We start from the raw sequence: 15,197 nt of genomic DNA on the forward strand, positions 1-15,197 counted from the left end.
GAAATGGACCTATCCAGCCGATACCACCGCATGGTGGGCAGTCCTCGTCTCGCGGTCAAATCCGCCAAGGACGAGCCGCCGGCCGATCTTCGACGGTCTTCAGCGCGTTCCGGCCCGGACTAGCTGGGCTGCTCGCCATAAGGGGCGCCGGCCTGCGGCGGCTGCTGCTGCGCCGGGTCGTGCCCGGGCGGCGGGGCCTGGCCATAGCCCGGCGCGGGAGTCCCCGGCGGCTGGCCGTGGATCGGCGGACCATACGGCGCCGGCGGCTGGCCAGAGCCCGGCGCGGGCGTTGGCTGGCCAACGCCCGGCGCGGGCGGGGCTGTCGGCTGGCCGTACCCAGGCGCCGGCGTCGGCTGACCATAGCCGGGAGCCGGCGTCGGCTGGCCGTACCCAGGCGCCGGCGCCGGCTGGCCATAGCCCGTGGCCGGTGGCTGTGGGTAACCCGTGGCCGGTGGCTGTGGGTAAGGGGTGGCTGGCTGCTGCCCGTAGGGCGCCGGCGCCGCGCCCGGGTGTCCGTACGGCTGCCCATAGGGCTGGCCGTAAGGAGGCCGCTGCCCCCAGGGCGGTGTGCCGGTCACCGGCCCGCGGCCAGGGATCTGCTCACCGCTGGCAAGCAGTCCGACGACGCTGAAGCCGGTCAGAGCGGCGGCCCCGACCAGGCCGAAGTACAGGCCGAAACGCGAGTCCCAGGGGTGGACGGTGACCAGCCGGATGAGGATGAACAAGGTCGCGACGGCACCGAGGATCACGGTGAGCAGCGCTGGGCCCACCGGGCCGATCGCGGGCAGCCTCAGATTGGTGATGATTCGGGCGGCCGCCAGGCCCACGGCGGCGAACGAGAGCACGATCGCGACCACGGCGAGCGGGCCGCTGGCCCAGCCCATGTGGATGCTGCCCCGGTAGTAAAACCAGTCGATCCCCATCCACGGCAGGAAACTGGAGATCAGCACCACCAGGCCACCGGCCACGACGCCGACGTCACTGGTGACGACGTCGCGACCAGCGATCTTCACCATCGGGACCAACCCCACTTCGTCCGGAATGCCCAAGCGCCGGACCTAGTTCACCAAGCACCGCCGCGGAAGTCTTCTGCATTCTCCCCACGCCGTCGCCGCCGCGCCCGAGGAGGCTCGCTTCCCGCCGCCTCCGCCGAGTCTCGGTTACCCACCTCGCACCGCGGGTGCCGCATGGGGAGTGCATGTGGCCGAACAGAGGACGAACGGTGCCCGAGTGCGTCTCGCCGACTCGCGCGCCGTCGCGGCCTCCCCGGGCCACCCGCTGGGACCGGCGCTGGCCACGGGCATATGCGCTGGTCCGCGACCAGGGCGGTCGGATGTGGCGGGGAGCCTGAGGCGCCCCGCCACACCGACGGTCGTTGCAGGAAGGAGACGCTCCGCGCCGTGCCCTACAGCGACCGCATGATGTCGGCCATCAGACGGGCCGTCTCCGACGGCGTCTTGCCGACCCGCACGCCCGCCTTCTCCAGTGCTTCCTTCTTCGCCTGCGCGGTGCCGGACGAGCCGGAGACAATCGCGCCGGCGTGCCCCATCGTCTTGCCCTCCGGCGCGGTGAAGCCCGCGACGTAGCCGACGACCGGCTTGGTGATGTGCGCCTCGATGTGCGCGGCCGCGCGCTCCTCGGCGTCGCCACCGATCTCACCGATCATCACGATCGCGTCGGTCTCGGGGTCGGCCTCGAACGCGTCGAGGGCGTCGATGTGAATGGTTCCGATGACCGGGTCACCRCCGATGCCGACGCCGGTCGAGAAGCCGAAGTCACGCAGCTCGTACATCATCTGGTAGGTCAGCGTGCCGCTCTTGCTGACCAGACCGATCCGGCCCGGCGGGGTGATGCTGGCCGGGATGATGCCGGCGTTCGACTTGCCAGGGCTGATGATGCCCGGGCAGTTCGGGCCGATGATGCGCGTCTTGCCCTTGCCCTGCGCGTAGGCGAAGAACTCGGTGGTGTCGTGCACCGGTACGCCCTCGGTGATGACGACGGCGAGCGGGATCTCCGCGTCGACGGCCTCGATCGCGGCGTCCTTGGTGAACTTCGGCGGGACGAAGATGACGGAGACGTTGGCCCCGGTCTTCTCGATCGCCTCGGTGACGGACGCGAACACCGGCACGCCGTCCTGGGACTGGCCCGCCTTGCGTGCGTTCACGCCAGCGACGATGTTGGCGCCGGACGCCGCCATGCGCTTCGCGTGCTTGCTGCCTTCGGAGCCGGTGATGCCCTGCACCACGATGCGGCTGTTCTCGTCGAGCCAGATGGCCATTGCGAGCGGTTCCTTTCACCCAGGCCGTGGGGGTGCGGTCGGGTTCTCCGCCGCACCCCGGAAGCCTGCCGGGTAATTGTCAGGCCGCGGCGGCGGCGAGCTCGGCGGCGAGCTTCGCCGCGCCGTCCATGGTGTCCACGGGCTTGACGACCGCAAGGTTGGCCTCGGCGAGGATCCGCCGGCCCTCCTCGGCGTTGTTGCCGTCGAGGCGGACCACCAGCGGGGTGGTCACCTCACCGACCAGTTCGAGGGCCTTGATGATGCCGTTGGCGACCGCGTCGCAGGCGGTGATGCCGCCGAAGATGTTGACGAAGACGCTCTTGACGGACGGGTCGGACAGAATGATCGACAGACCGTTCGCCATGACCTCAGCCGAGGCGCCACCGCCGATGTCGAGGAAGTTCGCCGGGCGCTGCCCGCCGAACTCCTCGCCGGCGTAGGTGACGACGTCGAGGGTCGACATGACCAGGCCCGCGCCGTTGCCGATGATGCCGACCGAGCCGGTCAGCTTGACGTAGTTGAGGCCCTTTTCCTTGGCCTTCTGCTCCAGCGGGTCCACCGCGGAGACGTCGACGAGCGCCTCGTTCTCCGGGTGCCGGAAGTCGGCGTTCTCGTCCAGGCTCACCTTGCCGTCGAGCGCGATCACCTGACCGTCGCCGGTGAGGATGAGCGGGTTGACCTCTACCAGGGTGGCGTCCGCCTTGACGAAGGTCTCCCACAGCTTGACGAGCAGCTCGGCCGCGCCGTCGAGGGCGGCCTCCGGGAGCTTGGCGGCGACGGCGATCTCGCGGGCCTTCGCGAGGTCGACGCCGGTCAGCGGGTCGAGGTGGATCCGGGCGAGGGCCTCGGGCTTGGTGGCCGCGACCTCCTCGATCTCCATGCCGCCCTCGCGCGAGGCCATCGCCAGGAAGGTGCGGTTCGCGCGGTCCAGCAGGAACGACGCGTAGTACTCCTCCGCGATGTTGCTGGCCTGCTCCACCAGCACCGAATGCACGGTGTGGCCCTTGATGTCCATGCCGAGAATGGCGGTCGCCTTCTCGTAGGCGTCCTCCGGGCCGTCGGCTACCTTGACACCGCCGGCCTTGCCGCGGCCACCGGTCTTGACCTGGGCCTTCACGACGACTTTACCGCCCAGCTCCGCGGCGATCGCGCGGGCCTCGTCGGGGGTTGTGGCGGTCTTGCCGGTGGGCACCGGGACGCCATGCTCGGCGAAGAGTGCCTTCGCCTGGTATTCGAAGAGATCCACGGTCCGTCCAGTCGGGTGCGGTCGGTCAGGGGATGCACGGAACGGATGCGAGYCTACTGACGCACCCGCCGTGACGCGCGCCTGCGCGGCGCGGCCCACAAGTGACTCCGCGCCATTCAGGTGACGCTGTAGCGCCGTGAGTKAGTCTTGCCGCGCGATACGGGGTGGCTCTGACCGGCTCCATGGCCACCGACCGGCCGCCCAGAGGCCGGAGCCGCCCGTACGCACGCGGCAGAACCGTACAAAACCGCCCGCGACGCCCCCGCTCGGGTGTCCGCGGCGGCGGGGGCACCTGCCAGCAACCGCAAGCATCGACCGGCGGCGCTCCGCCGAGAGCCGGCGCATATGTCCGATCTCACACAGTGTGATTTGTAGTGGGCATGGCGCCCGGCGGGCGGACGCAGCGGAACTCAGCCGTGCCCGGCGGCGTACCCAAGAAACAGCACCGCCAGGACGAGGCCCGGCCAGCCGAGCACGATGCCCACCGCCGCGAGGCGGTCGCCACGCAGAGGGCCGCTCCGGGTGACGGCCCGGGCCCGGTAACCGAGATAGATACCGGCGACGCTGCCGGCTCCGAACAGCCACAGGACGGCGAACACCGCCGAGAACACCGCGGGAAGGTTCCACCGTGGGCTGGCCGGGCGCCGGCTGGCCCTGCGGCTCCCCGCCGGCCGGCCGGTCGACGGCCCCGGCCGAGGGCTCACCGCCGCCGCGACGACCCCGGCCGGGTACCGCTCGAGCTCCGCTCCGGCCGCCCGCTGACGACTCGGCTGGCTACCCGGCGAGCGATCCGCCGGTGGCTGTGGCCACGCGCGCGGTGCCGGCGACTCGCCCCGCCCTGGGGGAAGCATCGGCATCGACGGCGACGGCGACGGCGACGGCGACGGGCGGAACGTGTCAGCCGGCGGTGGCACGCCCAGCGAGCCAGCCCGGGCCGACCGCCAGTCCTCGCCGGGCGCCCGCGGGATCGGTGGTGGCGTCGGCCCGGGGTACGCACCGCCCCCGTGAGCGGCCGGCGAATGCGGCGGTTCCCTGTGCGACGGCCGCGCGAACGAGCGTTCAGGGCCGGAATACGCGGGATCCGCGTAGGGAGTCCCGGCGCCGGCGGAACCGGAGCGCGCGGGACCCGGATACGAATTGTCCGGGTACGGAGAGTCGGAATAGTAAGGAGGCTCGGAGTGCCACGAGTCCCGGCGAGGAGGTTCCTCGTACGAGGAGGGCTGGTCGTCCCGGTGGTCCAGCTGGGACGATCGCCAGTCCCCCGGATGTCGTTCCAGCGGCTGGGCGGGCACTGGCCAGGCCGGGGCCGGGGGCGAGATCTCGTTCGGGTAAGGACGCCGCGTCGGCGGCGGCTCGGGAGCGGGTGACGGCCGGGGCATGGGAGCCGGCGGCGAGACGGGCACCGGTGACGCCGAGGCCGCTCGGCCTCTCTGGCCCTGGTGCCCATCCGGGCCGCGCTGTACGCCGGCGCCGGGTAACTGCCCGGTCCAGTCACGTTCCAGCACCGTCTCGGTCGCGCGGTGCGCGTCACTCCTGCTGCGCACCGGCTGGCCGCTGAGCACGGCGAGCAGCGCCACCGCCGACGGACGAAGCCGTGGCTCCTTCTCCAGCGCCGGCACGACGGTGTCGGACAGGTAGCCGGGCAGGTGCTCCAGGTCCGGCGCGTCACGCTGGATGCGGAACGCGAGCGCCTCGGCCCGGTCGGCGTGGAAGGGATGCCGGCCCGTCGCCGCGTAGGCGACGCAGCAACCCCAGGAGAAGATGTCGGCCGTGGGGCCGGCCTGCTCGCCGCGCATCTGCTCGGGCGCCATCCAGGCGAGCGTCCCGACGACATGGCCGGACCGGGTAAGCGTCGCGTTGCCGTCCAGCTGGGCGATCCCGAAGTCGATGACCTTGGGGCCGTCCCAGGCGAGCAGGATGTTCGACGGTTTGAGGTCGCGGTGAACGACGCCAGCCTCATGGATCGCCACCAGCGCGTCGGCGAGCCCGGCGGCGAGTCCCCGGACCAGCCGCTCGGGCAGCGGGCCGCGCCGGCGGACCGCGTCGGCCAGGCTGATGCCCTCCACGTACTCGGTGACCATCCATGGCCGGTCGGCGGCGGTGTCGGCCTCGAGCACCGTCGCGACCGCGCCGCCGCGGACTCGCTGCGCGGCCCTGACCTCCCGCTGGAAGCGACGGCGGAACTCGACGTCCTCCGACAGTTCGGCGGAGGCGACCTTCACCGCGACCGGCTGCTGCCGGTCGGTGAACGCGAGGTAGACGGTGCCCATGCCGCCCTCACCGATCCGGTTCTGCAGCCGGTACGGACCGATGGCGATGGGATCGTCGTCCGTGAGCGGTGTGAGCATGGCCCCCCTCGCGCTGACCGGAGCCGCGGCGGCGTACGGGCGCCCCGTCGGACCAGCGGTGCCGGCCGCCTCGCGGGACCGGCCTCCGGCCGATGTCCGCCGCCGAACGCCGACAGCGCCAGCTACCAGGGCATGGACCTGGCTACCGGCTGGCTGGACCGCTTCCAACCACCTGGACAGCCCGTGTCGAAGTAGGCATCCGGACGCTATCGGCATATAGCGACTCCGGACAGTATGCACACCCCTCCACGGCCTCACGCGCGCACATTGCCACGGAGGTGGGGTCGCGACATTACGCTCCGCCGTCTACCGCGGCGACGGCGCCGGGACCAGGCAGTTCCGTTCTGGCCGGCCACGGCCGGTCCGAGGGCGACGGCGCGAACATCACGCACCGCAGGGTGGTGCGCACAGTGACATTCCGCTCCGCGCGACGACACGGCACCTCGGTGGGTCCGACGATGCGGACATGACCGATCGCGCCGCGTCGCCGACAGGCCCGTCCCGCCGGCCCGGGCCGGAGCTCGCCGGCACCGCTGCCGACGCCACCGCGCCGCCCCGGTTCACGCCCACCGACTGGCGCACGAGGCTGCTCGCCGGCGTGACACCATCACCACGCAGCGATCCAGCTCCGAACCGTCTGCGTTGGCCCGACTACGCCGGCGCCCAGGCCGTCTGGTGGGGCGTGGGCCCGGTGGCCGGCGTCGACTGCGTCGTCGCGGTCTGGGAATTCGACGTGTACGGCGGGAGCTTCGGCGAGGTCGACGCCGCCGCGTTCGCCGCCGCGGCCGAGCACGCCGCCGCCACTCGCCGGCCGCTGTTGTCCTTCCTGCGCAGCGGCGGCACGCGCCTGCAGGAGGGGGTCGCCGGACTGGTGGGGCTACCGAGGGCGACGCTCGCCGCCGCGGGACTCGACGAGGCTGGCGTGGCCCACGTGGCCGTGGTCGACCACCCGACCACCGGCGGCGTATGGGTGACGATCGCTTCCAGGGCCGACCTGCGCTGCGCGGTGGCCGGGGCGACGGTCGGCTTCGCCGGCCCGCGGGTCGTCGCCGCCGTCACCGGCGTGCCGCCCGACGCCGACAGTCACACCGCCGAGGCCGCGTGGCGGGCCGGGCTGGTCGACGCCGTCGTCGAACCGGGTGACATGGATGCCTGGCTCGCGGCCGCTCTCGTCGCGGCGACGGCCGTGCCCGCCGTGGACGCCGCCGCGCCGGCCGCGCACCGCGATGACGCGCGTGCCAGCCACGCCGACGCCGACGCCGGCTCGTCGGACGGTCGCGCGGCGACGGACATCCGGGCGGCGGGTGACAGCGGTGCCGCGAGAGAGGGGAGCAGGGCCGCCGACGGCGGGCTGGGCTGGGCCCAGGTGCTCGCCGCCCGAGCGGCGGGTCGCACGGGCGGCGGCGTGGCGCTCGACGCGATGGCGGCGCACGGGGTCGAAATGGCCGGTGGTGATCCCGCCGTGCGGGCTCGGCTCGGCCTGCTCGCCCCGGCCCCGGGGCCGGCCCCGGGCGTACCAAACGGCGCGGGACCGGACGCCCCCGGGCGCTCGGGGGCACAGGGCGTCGTCGGGGTGGCGGTCGCGGCCGAGCCGGGCGGTGCTCCCGGCCCGGCCGGCTACCGGCTGCTCGCGCGGGCGGCTCGGCTCGCCGGCAAGCTGGGGCTGCCACTGATCCTGTTCGTCGACACCCCGGGGGCCGATCCGAGCCCGCGGGCCGAGGCGGGCGGCGTCGCGGCGGCGATCGGCGCCGCCATGGAGGCGGTACTGCGCTGCCCGAGCCCGACCGTGTCCGTCGTCGTCGGTGAGGGCGGCTCCGGTGGGGCGCTCGCGGCGGCCTGCGCCGACGCCGTGCTGATGACGCCGGACAGCTATCTGACCGCGCTCTCGCCGGAGGGCGCGGCCGCCACGCTGCGCATCCCCGCCGAGCGGACCGCGGACCTCGGTGGCCTGCGGCCCACCGACCTGTTGCGGCTGGGCTTCGCCGACGAGGTGCTCCCTTCGACCGACCCGGCCGCCATCGTCCGTGGCGTGGCCGCGACACTCGCCCGGCTCACCGCCCTTGACCAGGGCGTTCGTCTGTCCACCCGGCGGACGAAGTGGTCGACAGCACTACCCGGCCAGCTGTAACGTCACGGTCCCTCCTACCCCGACTACTCGCCATACGGATCATGACTATGTGTTCCCGGCTTGGCCTCCTCGCGAGGCCTGCACCAACGGGCTGGCTGACATGCGACCGGACACCGAACTCCCGCTAGCGGGCCGCGAAAGCACCCGTCCGTGGCTGCGCCAGCTCGGAACGGTCGCCGGCCGGTACACCCGCGACGTGGCGACAGCCCCGCTCGGCGTCGGGCGGGTGCTGACGCGGCGCATCGGCGCGGCCCCGGCCGCCGTGCGCGGCCTCGTCACCGAGGCGGCATGCATCGCCACGCACGCCGCCTTCTACCCCGTCGGTGTCCGCGCGGGCCGCGCCCCTGTGACGGACCTGTACAGCCTGGCCAGGCTCGGCCCGCTGCAGCGCGGGCTGCTGGTGGGCCACCCGGCCGCCGCCGGCATGCCGATCCTGCTGGTGCACGGGCTCGTGGACAATCGCTCGATCTTCACCCGCCTACAGCGCACGCTGCGCCGGCGTGGGTTCAGTCGGGTTGAGACGATCAACCTTCCGCTGTACGCGACCGGTGTCCCGCAGGCGGCCGTCATGCTCGAGGGCGCCGTGAACGACGTCCTTTCCAGGACCGGCTATCAGCAGGTCCACATCGTGGCGCACTCGCTCGGCGGGGTGGTGGCCCGCTACTACGTACAGCGGCTCCGCGGCGACGAGCAGGTCCACACGCTGGTCACACTCGGCACACCGCACGGGGGCACGAGGCTCGCCCACCTGGTGCCCCGGGCCGTCCCGTACCGACTTGTCGCGTCGCTGCGGCCCGGCTCGCCGCTGCTGACGGAGCTCGCCCAGCCCGCGCCGGGCTGCCGTACCCGCTTCCTCGCGATCGGCGGCGGCCTGGACTCGGTGGTACGCCCCGAGTCGGCGGCGCTGATCCATCCCGATCTCGCCGCGCGYAACGTGACGATCCCAGGCCTCGGCCACCACGCGCTCCCGTTCAACGGGGACGTCGCCCACGGCATCGCCGTCGCCCTCGCCCGGCTCGACGGCCCGATCATCTGGCCAGCCGAGTCCACGCCCCGCTAGGCCCCGCCGCCTCTCCAGGCGCCCCCCACAGGCTTCTAGGAATCCGTCGAACAAGCTGGATCCTGTCGGCCGGCAACCATCCACCCCTCGACCAGGCAGTCGGTGAAGCCGTCGACTGTGGCGACGGCTTCACCGACGCCACAGTTACGACCAGGTCGGTTGACGAGTTCGGCACTGATGCTAAGTTGGCACTCGGCACGTGAGAGTGCCAACGATAAGCGACAGAGGCGCCTGTTCACCCGCGACGGCAGGCCRCCAGGGTCGCTCTCTCATCCAGCGCAGGAAGGGGAGGTCGATCGTGACGACCGCCACCAAGGTTGCCATCAAGCCACTCGAGGACCGCATTGTGGTCCAGCCGTCGGACGCGGAGACGACCACCGCCTCGGGCATCGTCATTCCGGACACGGCCAAGGAGAAGCCGCAGGAGGGCACCGTCCTCGCGGTCGGCCCCGGCCGGTTCGAGGATGGCAAGCGCGTCCCGCTCGACGTGAAGGTCGGCGACGTGGTGCTCTACAGCAAGTACGGCGGCACCGAGGTCAAGTACGCCGGCGAGGAGTACCTGGTCCTCTCCGCCCGCGACGTGCTCGCGGTCATCGAGAAGTAGTCGAGTGGGGGTGCACCCCGAGCGCGGTGAGCCGGCCCGCGCGCTGGCCTTCAGGGCCATCGCGACGGGAAGACACGGTGGCACCGCCTTCGGGGCGCACCCCCTCGGCGTTGTGCCGGTAACGGCAGCGGGAGGACCCCCAATCACATGAGCAAGATCCTCAGTTTTCGCGAGGACGCGCGCCACGCACTCGAGCACGGGGTGAACACCCTGGCCGACGCGGTCAAGGTGACGATCGGCCCGCGCGGTCGCAACGTCGTCCTCGACAAGTCCTACGGTGCGCCCACCATCACCAACGACGGCGTGACGATCGCCCGCGAGGTGGAGCTCACCGACCCCAACCAGAACCTTGGCGCGCAGCTCGTCAAGGAGGTCGCGACCAAGACCAACGACGTCGCCGGCGACGGTACGACGACGGCGACGGTGCTGGCGCAGGCCATGGTCCGCCAGGGCCTCAAGGAAGTGACCGCGGGCGCGGCGCCGGTCTCGCTCAAGGTCGGCATCGAGGCGGCCGTCGAGGCCGTCTCGAAGGCCCTGCTCGACTCGGCGATCGAGGTCAGCTCCAAGGAGACGATCGCCCAGGTCGCCGCAATCTCGGCGCAGGACACCCAGGTGGGCGAGCTGATCGCCGAGGCGATCGACAAGATCGGCAAGGATGGTGTCATCACCATCGAGGAGAGCCAGACCATGGGTCTGGAGCTCGAGCTCACCGAGGGGATGCAGTTCGACAAGGGCTACATCTCCCCGTACTTCGTCACCGACCCGGAGCGGATGGAGGCGGTCCTTGAGGACGCCTACGTCCTGCTGCACCCCGGCAAGATCGGCTCCCTGAACGACCTGCTCCCCGTGCTCGAGCTGGTGGTGCAGGCTCGCAAGCCGCTGCTGATCATCGCCGAGGACATCGAGGGCGAGGCGCTGTCGACCCTGGTCGTCAACTCGGTGCGCAAGACCTTCCAGGTCGTCGCCGTCAAGGCGCCCGGCTTCGGCGACCGCCGCAAGGCGATGCTCCAGGACGTGGCCGTGCTCACCGGCGGCCAGGTCGTCGCCGAGGAGGTCGGCCTGAAGCTGGACGCGGTGACGCTGGAGGACCTGGGCCGCATCCGTCGGGCCGTCATCGACAAGGACAGCACCACCCTCGTCGACGGCGCCGGTGACGGCGAGTCGGTCGCCGCGCGGGTCAAGCAGATCCGCCAGGAGATCGACGCCAGCGACTCCGACTGGGACAAGGAGAAGCTGCAGGAGCGGCTGGCGAAGCTCGCCGGCGGCGTCGCGGTCATCCGGGTCGGCGCGGCCACCGAGGTCGAGCTCAAGGAGAAGAAGCACCGCCTGGAGGACGCGGTCTCGGCCACCAAGGCCGCGATCGACGAGGGTGTGGTCGCCGGTGGCGGCTCCGCCCTGGTGCACGCCTCCACGGTGCTCGCCGATGGCCTGGGCAGGACCGGCGACGAGCGCTCCGGGGTCAACCTGGTGCGCACCGCGCTGTCCTCGCCGCTCTTCTGGATCGCGCGCAACGCCGGTCTGGACGGCCCGGTCGTCGTCTACAAGGTCGCCGAGCTGCCGGTCAACCACGGCTTCAACGCGGCCACGAAGACCTACGGCGACCTGCTCGCGGACGGCGTCATCGACCCCGTCAAGGTCACCCGCTCGGCCGTGGCCAACGCGGCGTCGATCACGGCGCTGCTGCTGACCACGGAGGCGCTGGTCGTCGACAAGCCGGCCGAGCCGGTCGCCGCCGCTGGCGGCCACGGGCACAGCCACGGGCACGGGCACAGCCACGGCCCCGGCTTCTAGCCCTCGCACGGACGAAGGAGCCCGACCGGTCCCACCGGTCGGGCTCCTTCGTTGTTGCCTGGCCCTGTTGTACCCGGCCCCCCACAGCCCGTGAGCGGCGACATGCCCGCCGGGCAAAGGGCGGAAGCATAACCGCTCCGGTATCCCGTCGCCACGCTCGCGGCGCCTACCCGCCACCGGCACCCGTCGCGGGTGAGCCGCACTCCGCGCGGGCGATGTCAGCATCTGACACCACTGCCGAGGTAAGGCGCTGGACGCGCTCACCTCGCGTCGGACTCTGGGCGTCCTCTTCGCATGGCGCCGGATACCGGCACATGGCCGTGGTCCATGTGGTCCATGTGGTCCACGTGGTGCCGGGTCGAGGACGGGGGCCAAGCTGGCGCTGCGCCAAGGAGCCGTCACCTTCTGTGGCTGCGCCGAGCGGCAAGGCGCATCAGCCGACCTCAGGCGACGATCGACGCCTGGTGAGCCATCGAGCCCGTGGTGGAGCCGGCAGGGACAGGGGCCTGGCGGGTGCCTGGACTCCCCCGATCTCCGACCTCCCGGACCGGCCTGGCCGATCCAGCGGGAACCCCCTCGACGAGCGGGGAGGAACCCCGTCTGCGCGTGCGGCCGGTCAGGATCGCCTCACGCTCCGATTCGCTCATCCCTCCCCAGACTCCATAGGGCTCGCGCGCGGACAGTGCGTGCTCACCGCACTCCTTGACGACACAGCAGCGGGAACAGATGGCCTTGGCCGCCGCCTCCCGGGCGGCCCGCGCCGGGCCGCGTTCTCCCTCGGGATGGAAGAACAGTTCGGTACTCTCGCCCCGGCAGGCGCCATGCAGCTGCCACTCCCACTTTTCCGCGCCGGGACCTGGTAGACGTCGGACGTCGGTCATCGGCCTGAGCCCCCCCTTTGCGACGAGCCGAAGGCACACGCGGGTACGCRCTCACCCCGGGCGGCGACCCGCGCCGCCCGCACACCGTAGGCCGGCTCACCCCTTCAATCGATCTTGGAAATTCACCCCCGGAGATGCCCCGCGTCATGCGCGGCCACGGCCGCGCACCGCGATCAAGGTGCGGCCAGACCCGGGGCGACAGCCCGTCCGGCGTCACCATGCCTGGAAAACGGCCCCCGAAAGCAACGGTCCTGTCGCTACCCCCCTCCGACCTGCCCAATCGGTGAGCCGGGCGGGAGTTTTCCCAGATCAGGCGCATCCACGGGCGAACCGCCCGGACACCCGCCGATCAACGCCGCCCGGGGCCGCTACCCGGCCAGAGATCTGGGCGTAGCGTGGGCGAGGTGAGCGACGAGCCCATCGACCCGTTCGCGGGCGACCCGGAGGACCCCGCGTCCGAGCTCTCCCGACTGGACCCGGTCGAGGACGTCGACCTGCTCGAACCGCTGTCGCTGCATGAGCGGGAGGAGGTCCTCGCCGAGCTCGGGGACCTCGATGTGTTCAGGACGCTGCTGGAGCCGCGGGGCTACCGCGGCCTGGTGGTCGACTGTGAGGGCTGCGCGGAGCCGCACTTCTTCGACTGGGACCTGCTGACCGGGAACCTGCGCCAGCTTCTCAACGAGGGACKAACCCGGGTGCACGAGCCCGCGTTCGCGCCCGACCCGAGCTGCTACGTCTCCTGGGACTACGCCCGTGGCTACGCTGACGGCGTCTGCGAGGCCTCCGAGGCATCGGAGGCGTGATCCCGAGGGTCGTCACCGAGTGACGGCCGGGTGGACGACGTCAGCGGCCGGTATGGGTGACGTTCCCCATGTTGTTGCCGCCTGGTAACGCCGTATCCCCAGCAGGCACGGGGTGTGCCGGGCGGAACCCTGTGGTCTTGCCTGCCTACCTGGCGTGGAGGGTCCCGTCGGGGGCCATGATGTCTATGCGGGGCGGCTCCCCGCCGCTGGTCGGCGCAACCAGAACGGAAGGTGCCATGGACGTTCCCGTCGCCACCCCGACCCCGATCGCGGCCTCAGCCTCGACCGCGCCGGACACGGCCCGGGACTCGTTCCCGCCCGCCGGCGCGGACTCGATGTCCGCCGCACCGCTCGACGGTGAGGCCGTGGGCATCCCGGCGCCGAAGCTCGCCATGCTCGGCCTCACCTATGACGACGTCCTGCTGCTGCCCGCGGCATCCGACGTCGTGCCGGCCGAGGTCGACACCTCCGCCCGGCTGTCGCGCAACATCCGGCTGGCGATCCCGCTGGTCTCCTCCGCGATGGACACGGTGACCGAGCACCGGATGGCGATCGCGATGGCCCGTCAGGGCGGGGTCGGCGTGCTGCACCGCAACCTCTCGATCGAGGACCAGGCGCAGCAGGTCGACATGGTCAAGCGCTCGGAATCCGGAATGATCACCGCCCCGATCACCTGCGGCCCGGACGCCTCGATCGAAGAGGCGAACGCGCTCATGGCCCGCTACCGGATCTCGGGTGTGCCCGTGACCGCCGAGGACGGAACGCTGCTCGGCATTGTCACCAACCGCGACATCCGGTTCGAGCGTGACTACTCCCGCTCGGTCAGGGCGGTGATGACACCGATGCCGCTGATCACCGCCCCGGTCGGTGTGAGCGCCGATGAGGCCCTGGACCTGCTGCGTCGACACAAGATCGAGAAGCTGCCGATCGTCGACGACCGGGACCGGCTGCGCGGCCTGATCAMGGTCAAGGACTTCACCAAGCGCGAGCGCTACCCGCTGGCGACCAAGGACGCGGACGGCCGTCTCGTCGTCGGTGCCGCGGTCGGCGTCGGCGAGGACGCGTTCAAGCGGGCTCAGCTGCTGGTCGCCGCCGGGGTGGACTTCCTGGTCGTCGACACCGCGCACGGGCACCAGCGGGCCGTCCCCGAGATGGTCCGGCGGATCAAGGCGGAGATGCCCACCGGCCAGAACGGCCGCCCACTGGACGTGATCGGCGGGAACGTGGCCACGGCCGCCGGCGCGGCGGCGCTGATCGCCGCCGGTGCCGACGCCGTCAAGGTCGGCGTCGGACCGGGCTCGATCTGCACCACCCGCGTCGTGGCCGGCGTCGGCGTGCCCCAGATCACCGCCATCTACGAGGCCGCGAGGGCGGCCCGGCGGGTGGGCGTACCGGTGATCGGCGACGGCGGCCTGCAGCACTCCGGCGACATCTCCAAGGCCATCGCCGTCGGCGCGGACACGGTCATGCTCGGCAGCCTGCTCGCCGGCGTCGACGAGAGCCCGGGCGAGCTGATCTTCATCAACGGCAAGCAGTACAAGTCCTACCGCGGCATGGGCTCGCTCGGAGCGATGCGCAGCCGCGGCGGCGCGCGTTCCTACTCGAAGGACCGCTACTTCCAGGACGACGTTCTCTCCGACGACAAGCTGGTCCCCGAGGGCATCGAGGGCCAGGTGCCCTACCGAGGGTCACTCGCCGCCGTCGCCCACCAACTGGTCGGCGGGCTGCGGGCCGGCATGGGCTACGCCGGCGCGCAGACGGTCCGCGATCTGCAGGAGCACGGCCAGCTCATTCGGATCACCAGCGCCGGGCTGGTCGAGAGCCATCCGCACGACATCCAGATGACCGTAGAGGCGCCCAACTACGCCGGCAGATAAGTCGGGCGGTCCGGGTCGACGCCTCGCCCAGGACACGTCAACCCGCCGGGCCGCCGGCCGCCTGGGTTGGCGACGTTCACAACCTGGTGACCACGCTGGGCTGGTGACCACGCTGGGCCCGCAGGCGCCGGAGAGCTGCGCCCGGACTAGTGACGGTCCAGCGGCACGCCGCCGGGCTGGC

Annotated in this window: 11 protein-coding genes; 6 read left to right on the top strand and 5 right to left on the bottom strand. The window is 72.0% G+C overall.

Annotation, left to right across the window (positions count from 1 at the left end):
- Positions 1 to 119 precede the first annotated feature (119 nt).
- From BL253_RS06440 to BL253_RS06455, 4 genes are all read right to left on the bottom strand, one after another.
- Positions 120 to 1,016: a hypothetical protein gene (locus BL253_RS06440; RefSeq protein WP_076814435.1), complete on the bottom strand. Its 897-nt coding sequence runs from the start codon at positions 1,014 to 1,016 to the stop codon at positions 120 to 122.
- 389 nt (positions 1,017 to 1,405) lie between these two features.
- Positions 1,406 to 2,278 (bottom strand): succinate--CoA ligase subunit alpha, encoded by an 873-nt coding sequence (gene sucD / locus BL253_RS06445; protein WP_076814437.1) that lies wholly within the window; start codon positions 2,276 to 2,278, stop codon positions 1,406 to 1,408.
- 79 nt (positions 2,279 to 2,357) lie between these two features.
- Positions 2,358 to 3,524 (bottom strand): ADP-forming succinate--CoA ligase subunit beta, encoded by a 1,167-nt coding sequence (sucC, locus tag BL253_RS06450; RefSeq protein WP_071050674.1) that lies wholly within the window; start codon positions 3,522 to 3,524, stop codon positions 2,358 to 2,360.
- A gap of 410 nt (positions 3,525 to 3,934) precedes the next feature.
- Entirely contained in the window at positions 3,935 to 5,872 is a 1,938-nt protein-coding gene (locus tag BL253_RS06455) for a protein kinase domain-containing protein (protein WP_076814438.1), read from the bottom strand.
- Between the two features lie 466 nt (positions 5,873 to 6,338).
- Here BL253_RS06455 and BL253_RS06460 point away from each other — a divergent pair, with 466 nt between their 5' ends.
- From BL253_RS06460 to groL, 4 genes are all read left to right on the top strand, one after another.
- Positions 6,339 to 8,000, top strand: coding sequence for a carboxyl transferase domain-containing protein (locus BL253_RS06460; protein ID WP_198946192.1), 1,662 nt, complete (start codon positions 6,339 to 6,341; stop codon positions 7,998 to 8,000).
- Positions 8,001 to 8,100: 100 nt separating this feature from the next.
- Complete coding sequence (locus BL253_RS06465; protein ID WP_076814440.1) at positions 8,101 to 9,060, top strand: esterase/lipase family protein; 960 nt, start codon at positions 8,101 to 8,103, stop codon at positions 9,058 to 9,060.
- Between the two features lie 298 nt (positions 9,061 to 9,358).
- On the top strand, positions 9,359 to 9,664 hold the full coding sequence (groES, locus tag BL253_RS06470) for a co-chaperone GroES (protein WP_007517139.1): 306 nt from the start codon (positions 9,359 to 9,361) through the stop codon (positions 9,662 to 9,664).
- A 147-nt stretch (positions 9,665 to 9,811) separates the two neighbouring features.
- Positions 9,812 to 11,455, top strand: coding sequence for a chaperonin GroEL (gene groL / locus BL253_RS06475; protein ID WP_076814442.1), 1,644 nt, complete (start codon positions 9,812 to 9,814; stop codon positions 11,453 to 11,455).
- 443 nt (positions 11,456 to 11,898) lie between these two features.
- Here the strand turns inward: groL and BL253_RS45785 are convergent, their stop codons facing one another.
- Positions 11,899 to 12,336, bottom strand: coding sequence for a WhiB family transcriptional regulator (locus tag BL253_RS45785; protein ID WP_076814443.1), 438 nt, complete (start codon positions 12,334 to 12,336; stop codon positions 11,899 to 11,901).
- Between the two features lie 395 nt (positions 12,337 to 12,731).
- Between BL253_RS45785 and BL253_RS06485 the strand changes: the two genes are divergently transcribed.
- Together BL253_RS06485 and guaB are read left to right on the top strand one after the other, a co-directional pair.
- Positions 12,732 to 13,139: a DUF5319 family protein gene (locus tag BL253_RS06485; protein WP_096335930.1), complete on the top strand. Its 408-nt coding sequence runs from the start codon at positions 12,732 to 12,734 to the stop codon at positions 13,137 to 13,139.
- A gap of 236 nt (positions 13,140 to 13,375) precedes the next feature.
- Entirely contained in the window at positions 13,376 to 15,016 is a 1,641-nt protein-coding gene (gene guaB / locus BL253_RS06490; RefSeq protein ID WP_076814445.1) for an IMP dehydrogenase, read from the top strand.
- Positions 15,017 to 15,197 lie beyond the last annotated feature (181 nt).

Source organism: Pseudofrankia asymbiotica (assembly GCF_001983105.1).
Taxonomy (GTDB): Bacteria; Actinomycetota; Actinomycetes; order Frankiales; family Frankiaceae; genus Pseudofrankia; species Pseudofrankia asymbiotica.

Bases quoted from the DNA above. Each gene is read 5' to 3' on its own strand.
- BL253_RS06440 (WP_076814435.1), bottom strand. From the start codon at position 1,016: ATGGTGAAGATCGCTGGTCGCGACGTCGTCACCAGTGACGTCGGCGTC.
- BL253_RS06455 (WP_076814438.1), bottom strand. From the start codon at position 5,872: ATGCTCACACCGCTCACGGACGACGATCCCATCGCCATCGGTCCGTAC.
- BL253_RS06460 (WP_198946192.1), top strand. From the start codon at position 6,339: ATGACCGATCGCGCCGCGTCGCCGACAGGCCCGTCCCGCCGGCCCGGG.
- groL (WP_076814442.1), top strand. From the start codon at position 9,812: ATGAGCAAGATCCTCAGTTTTCGCGAGGACGCGCGCCACGCACTCGAG.
- BL253_RS45785 (WP_076814443.1), bottom strand. From the start codon at position 12,336: ATGACCGACGTCCGACGTCTACCAGGTCCCGGCGCGGAAAAGTGGGAG.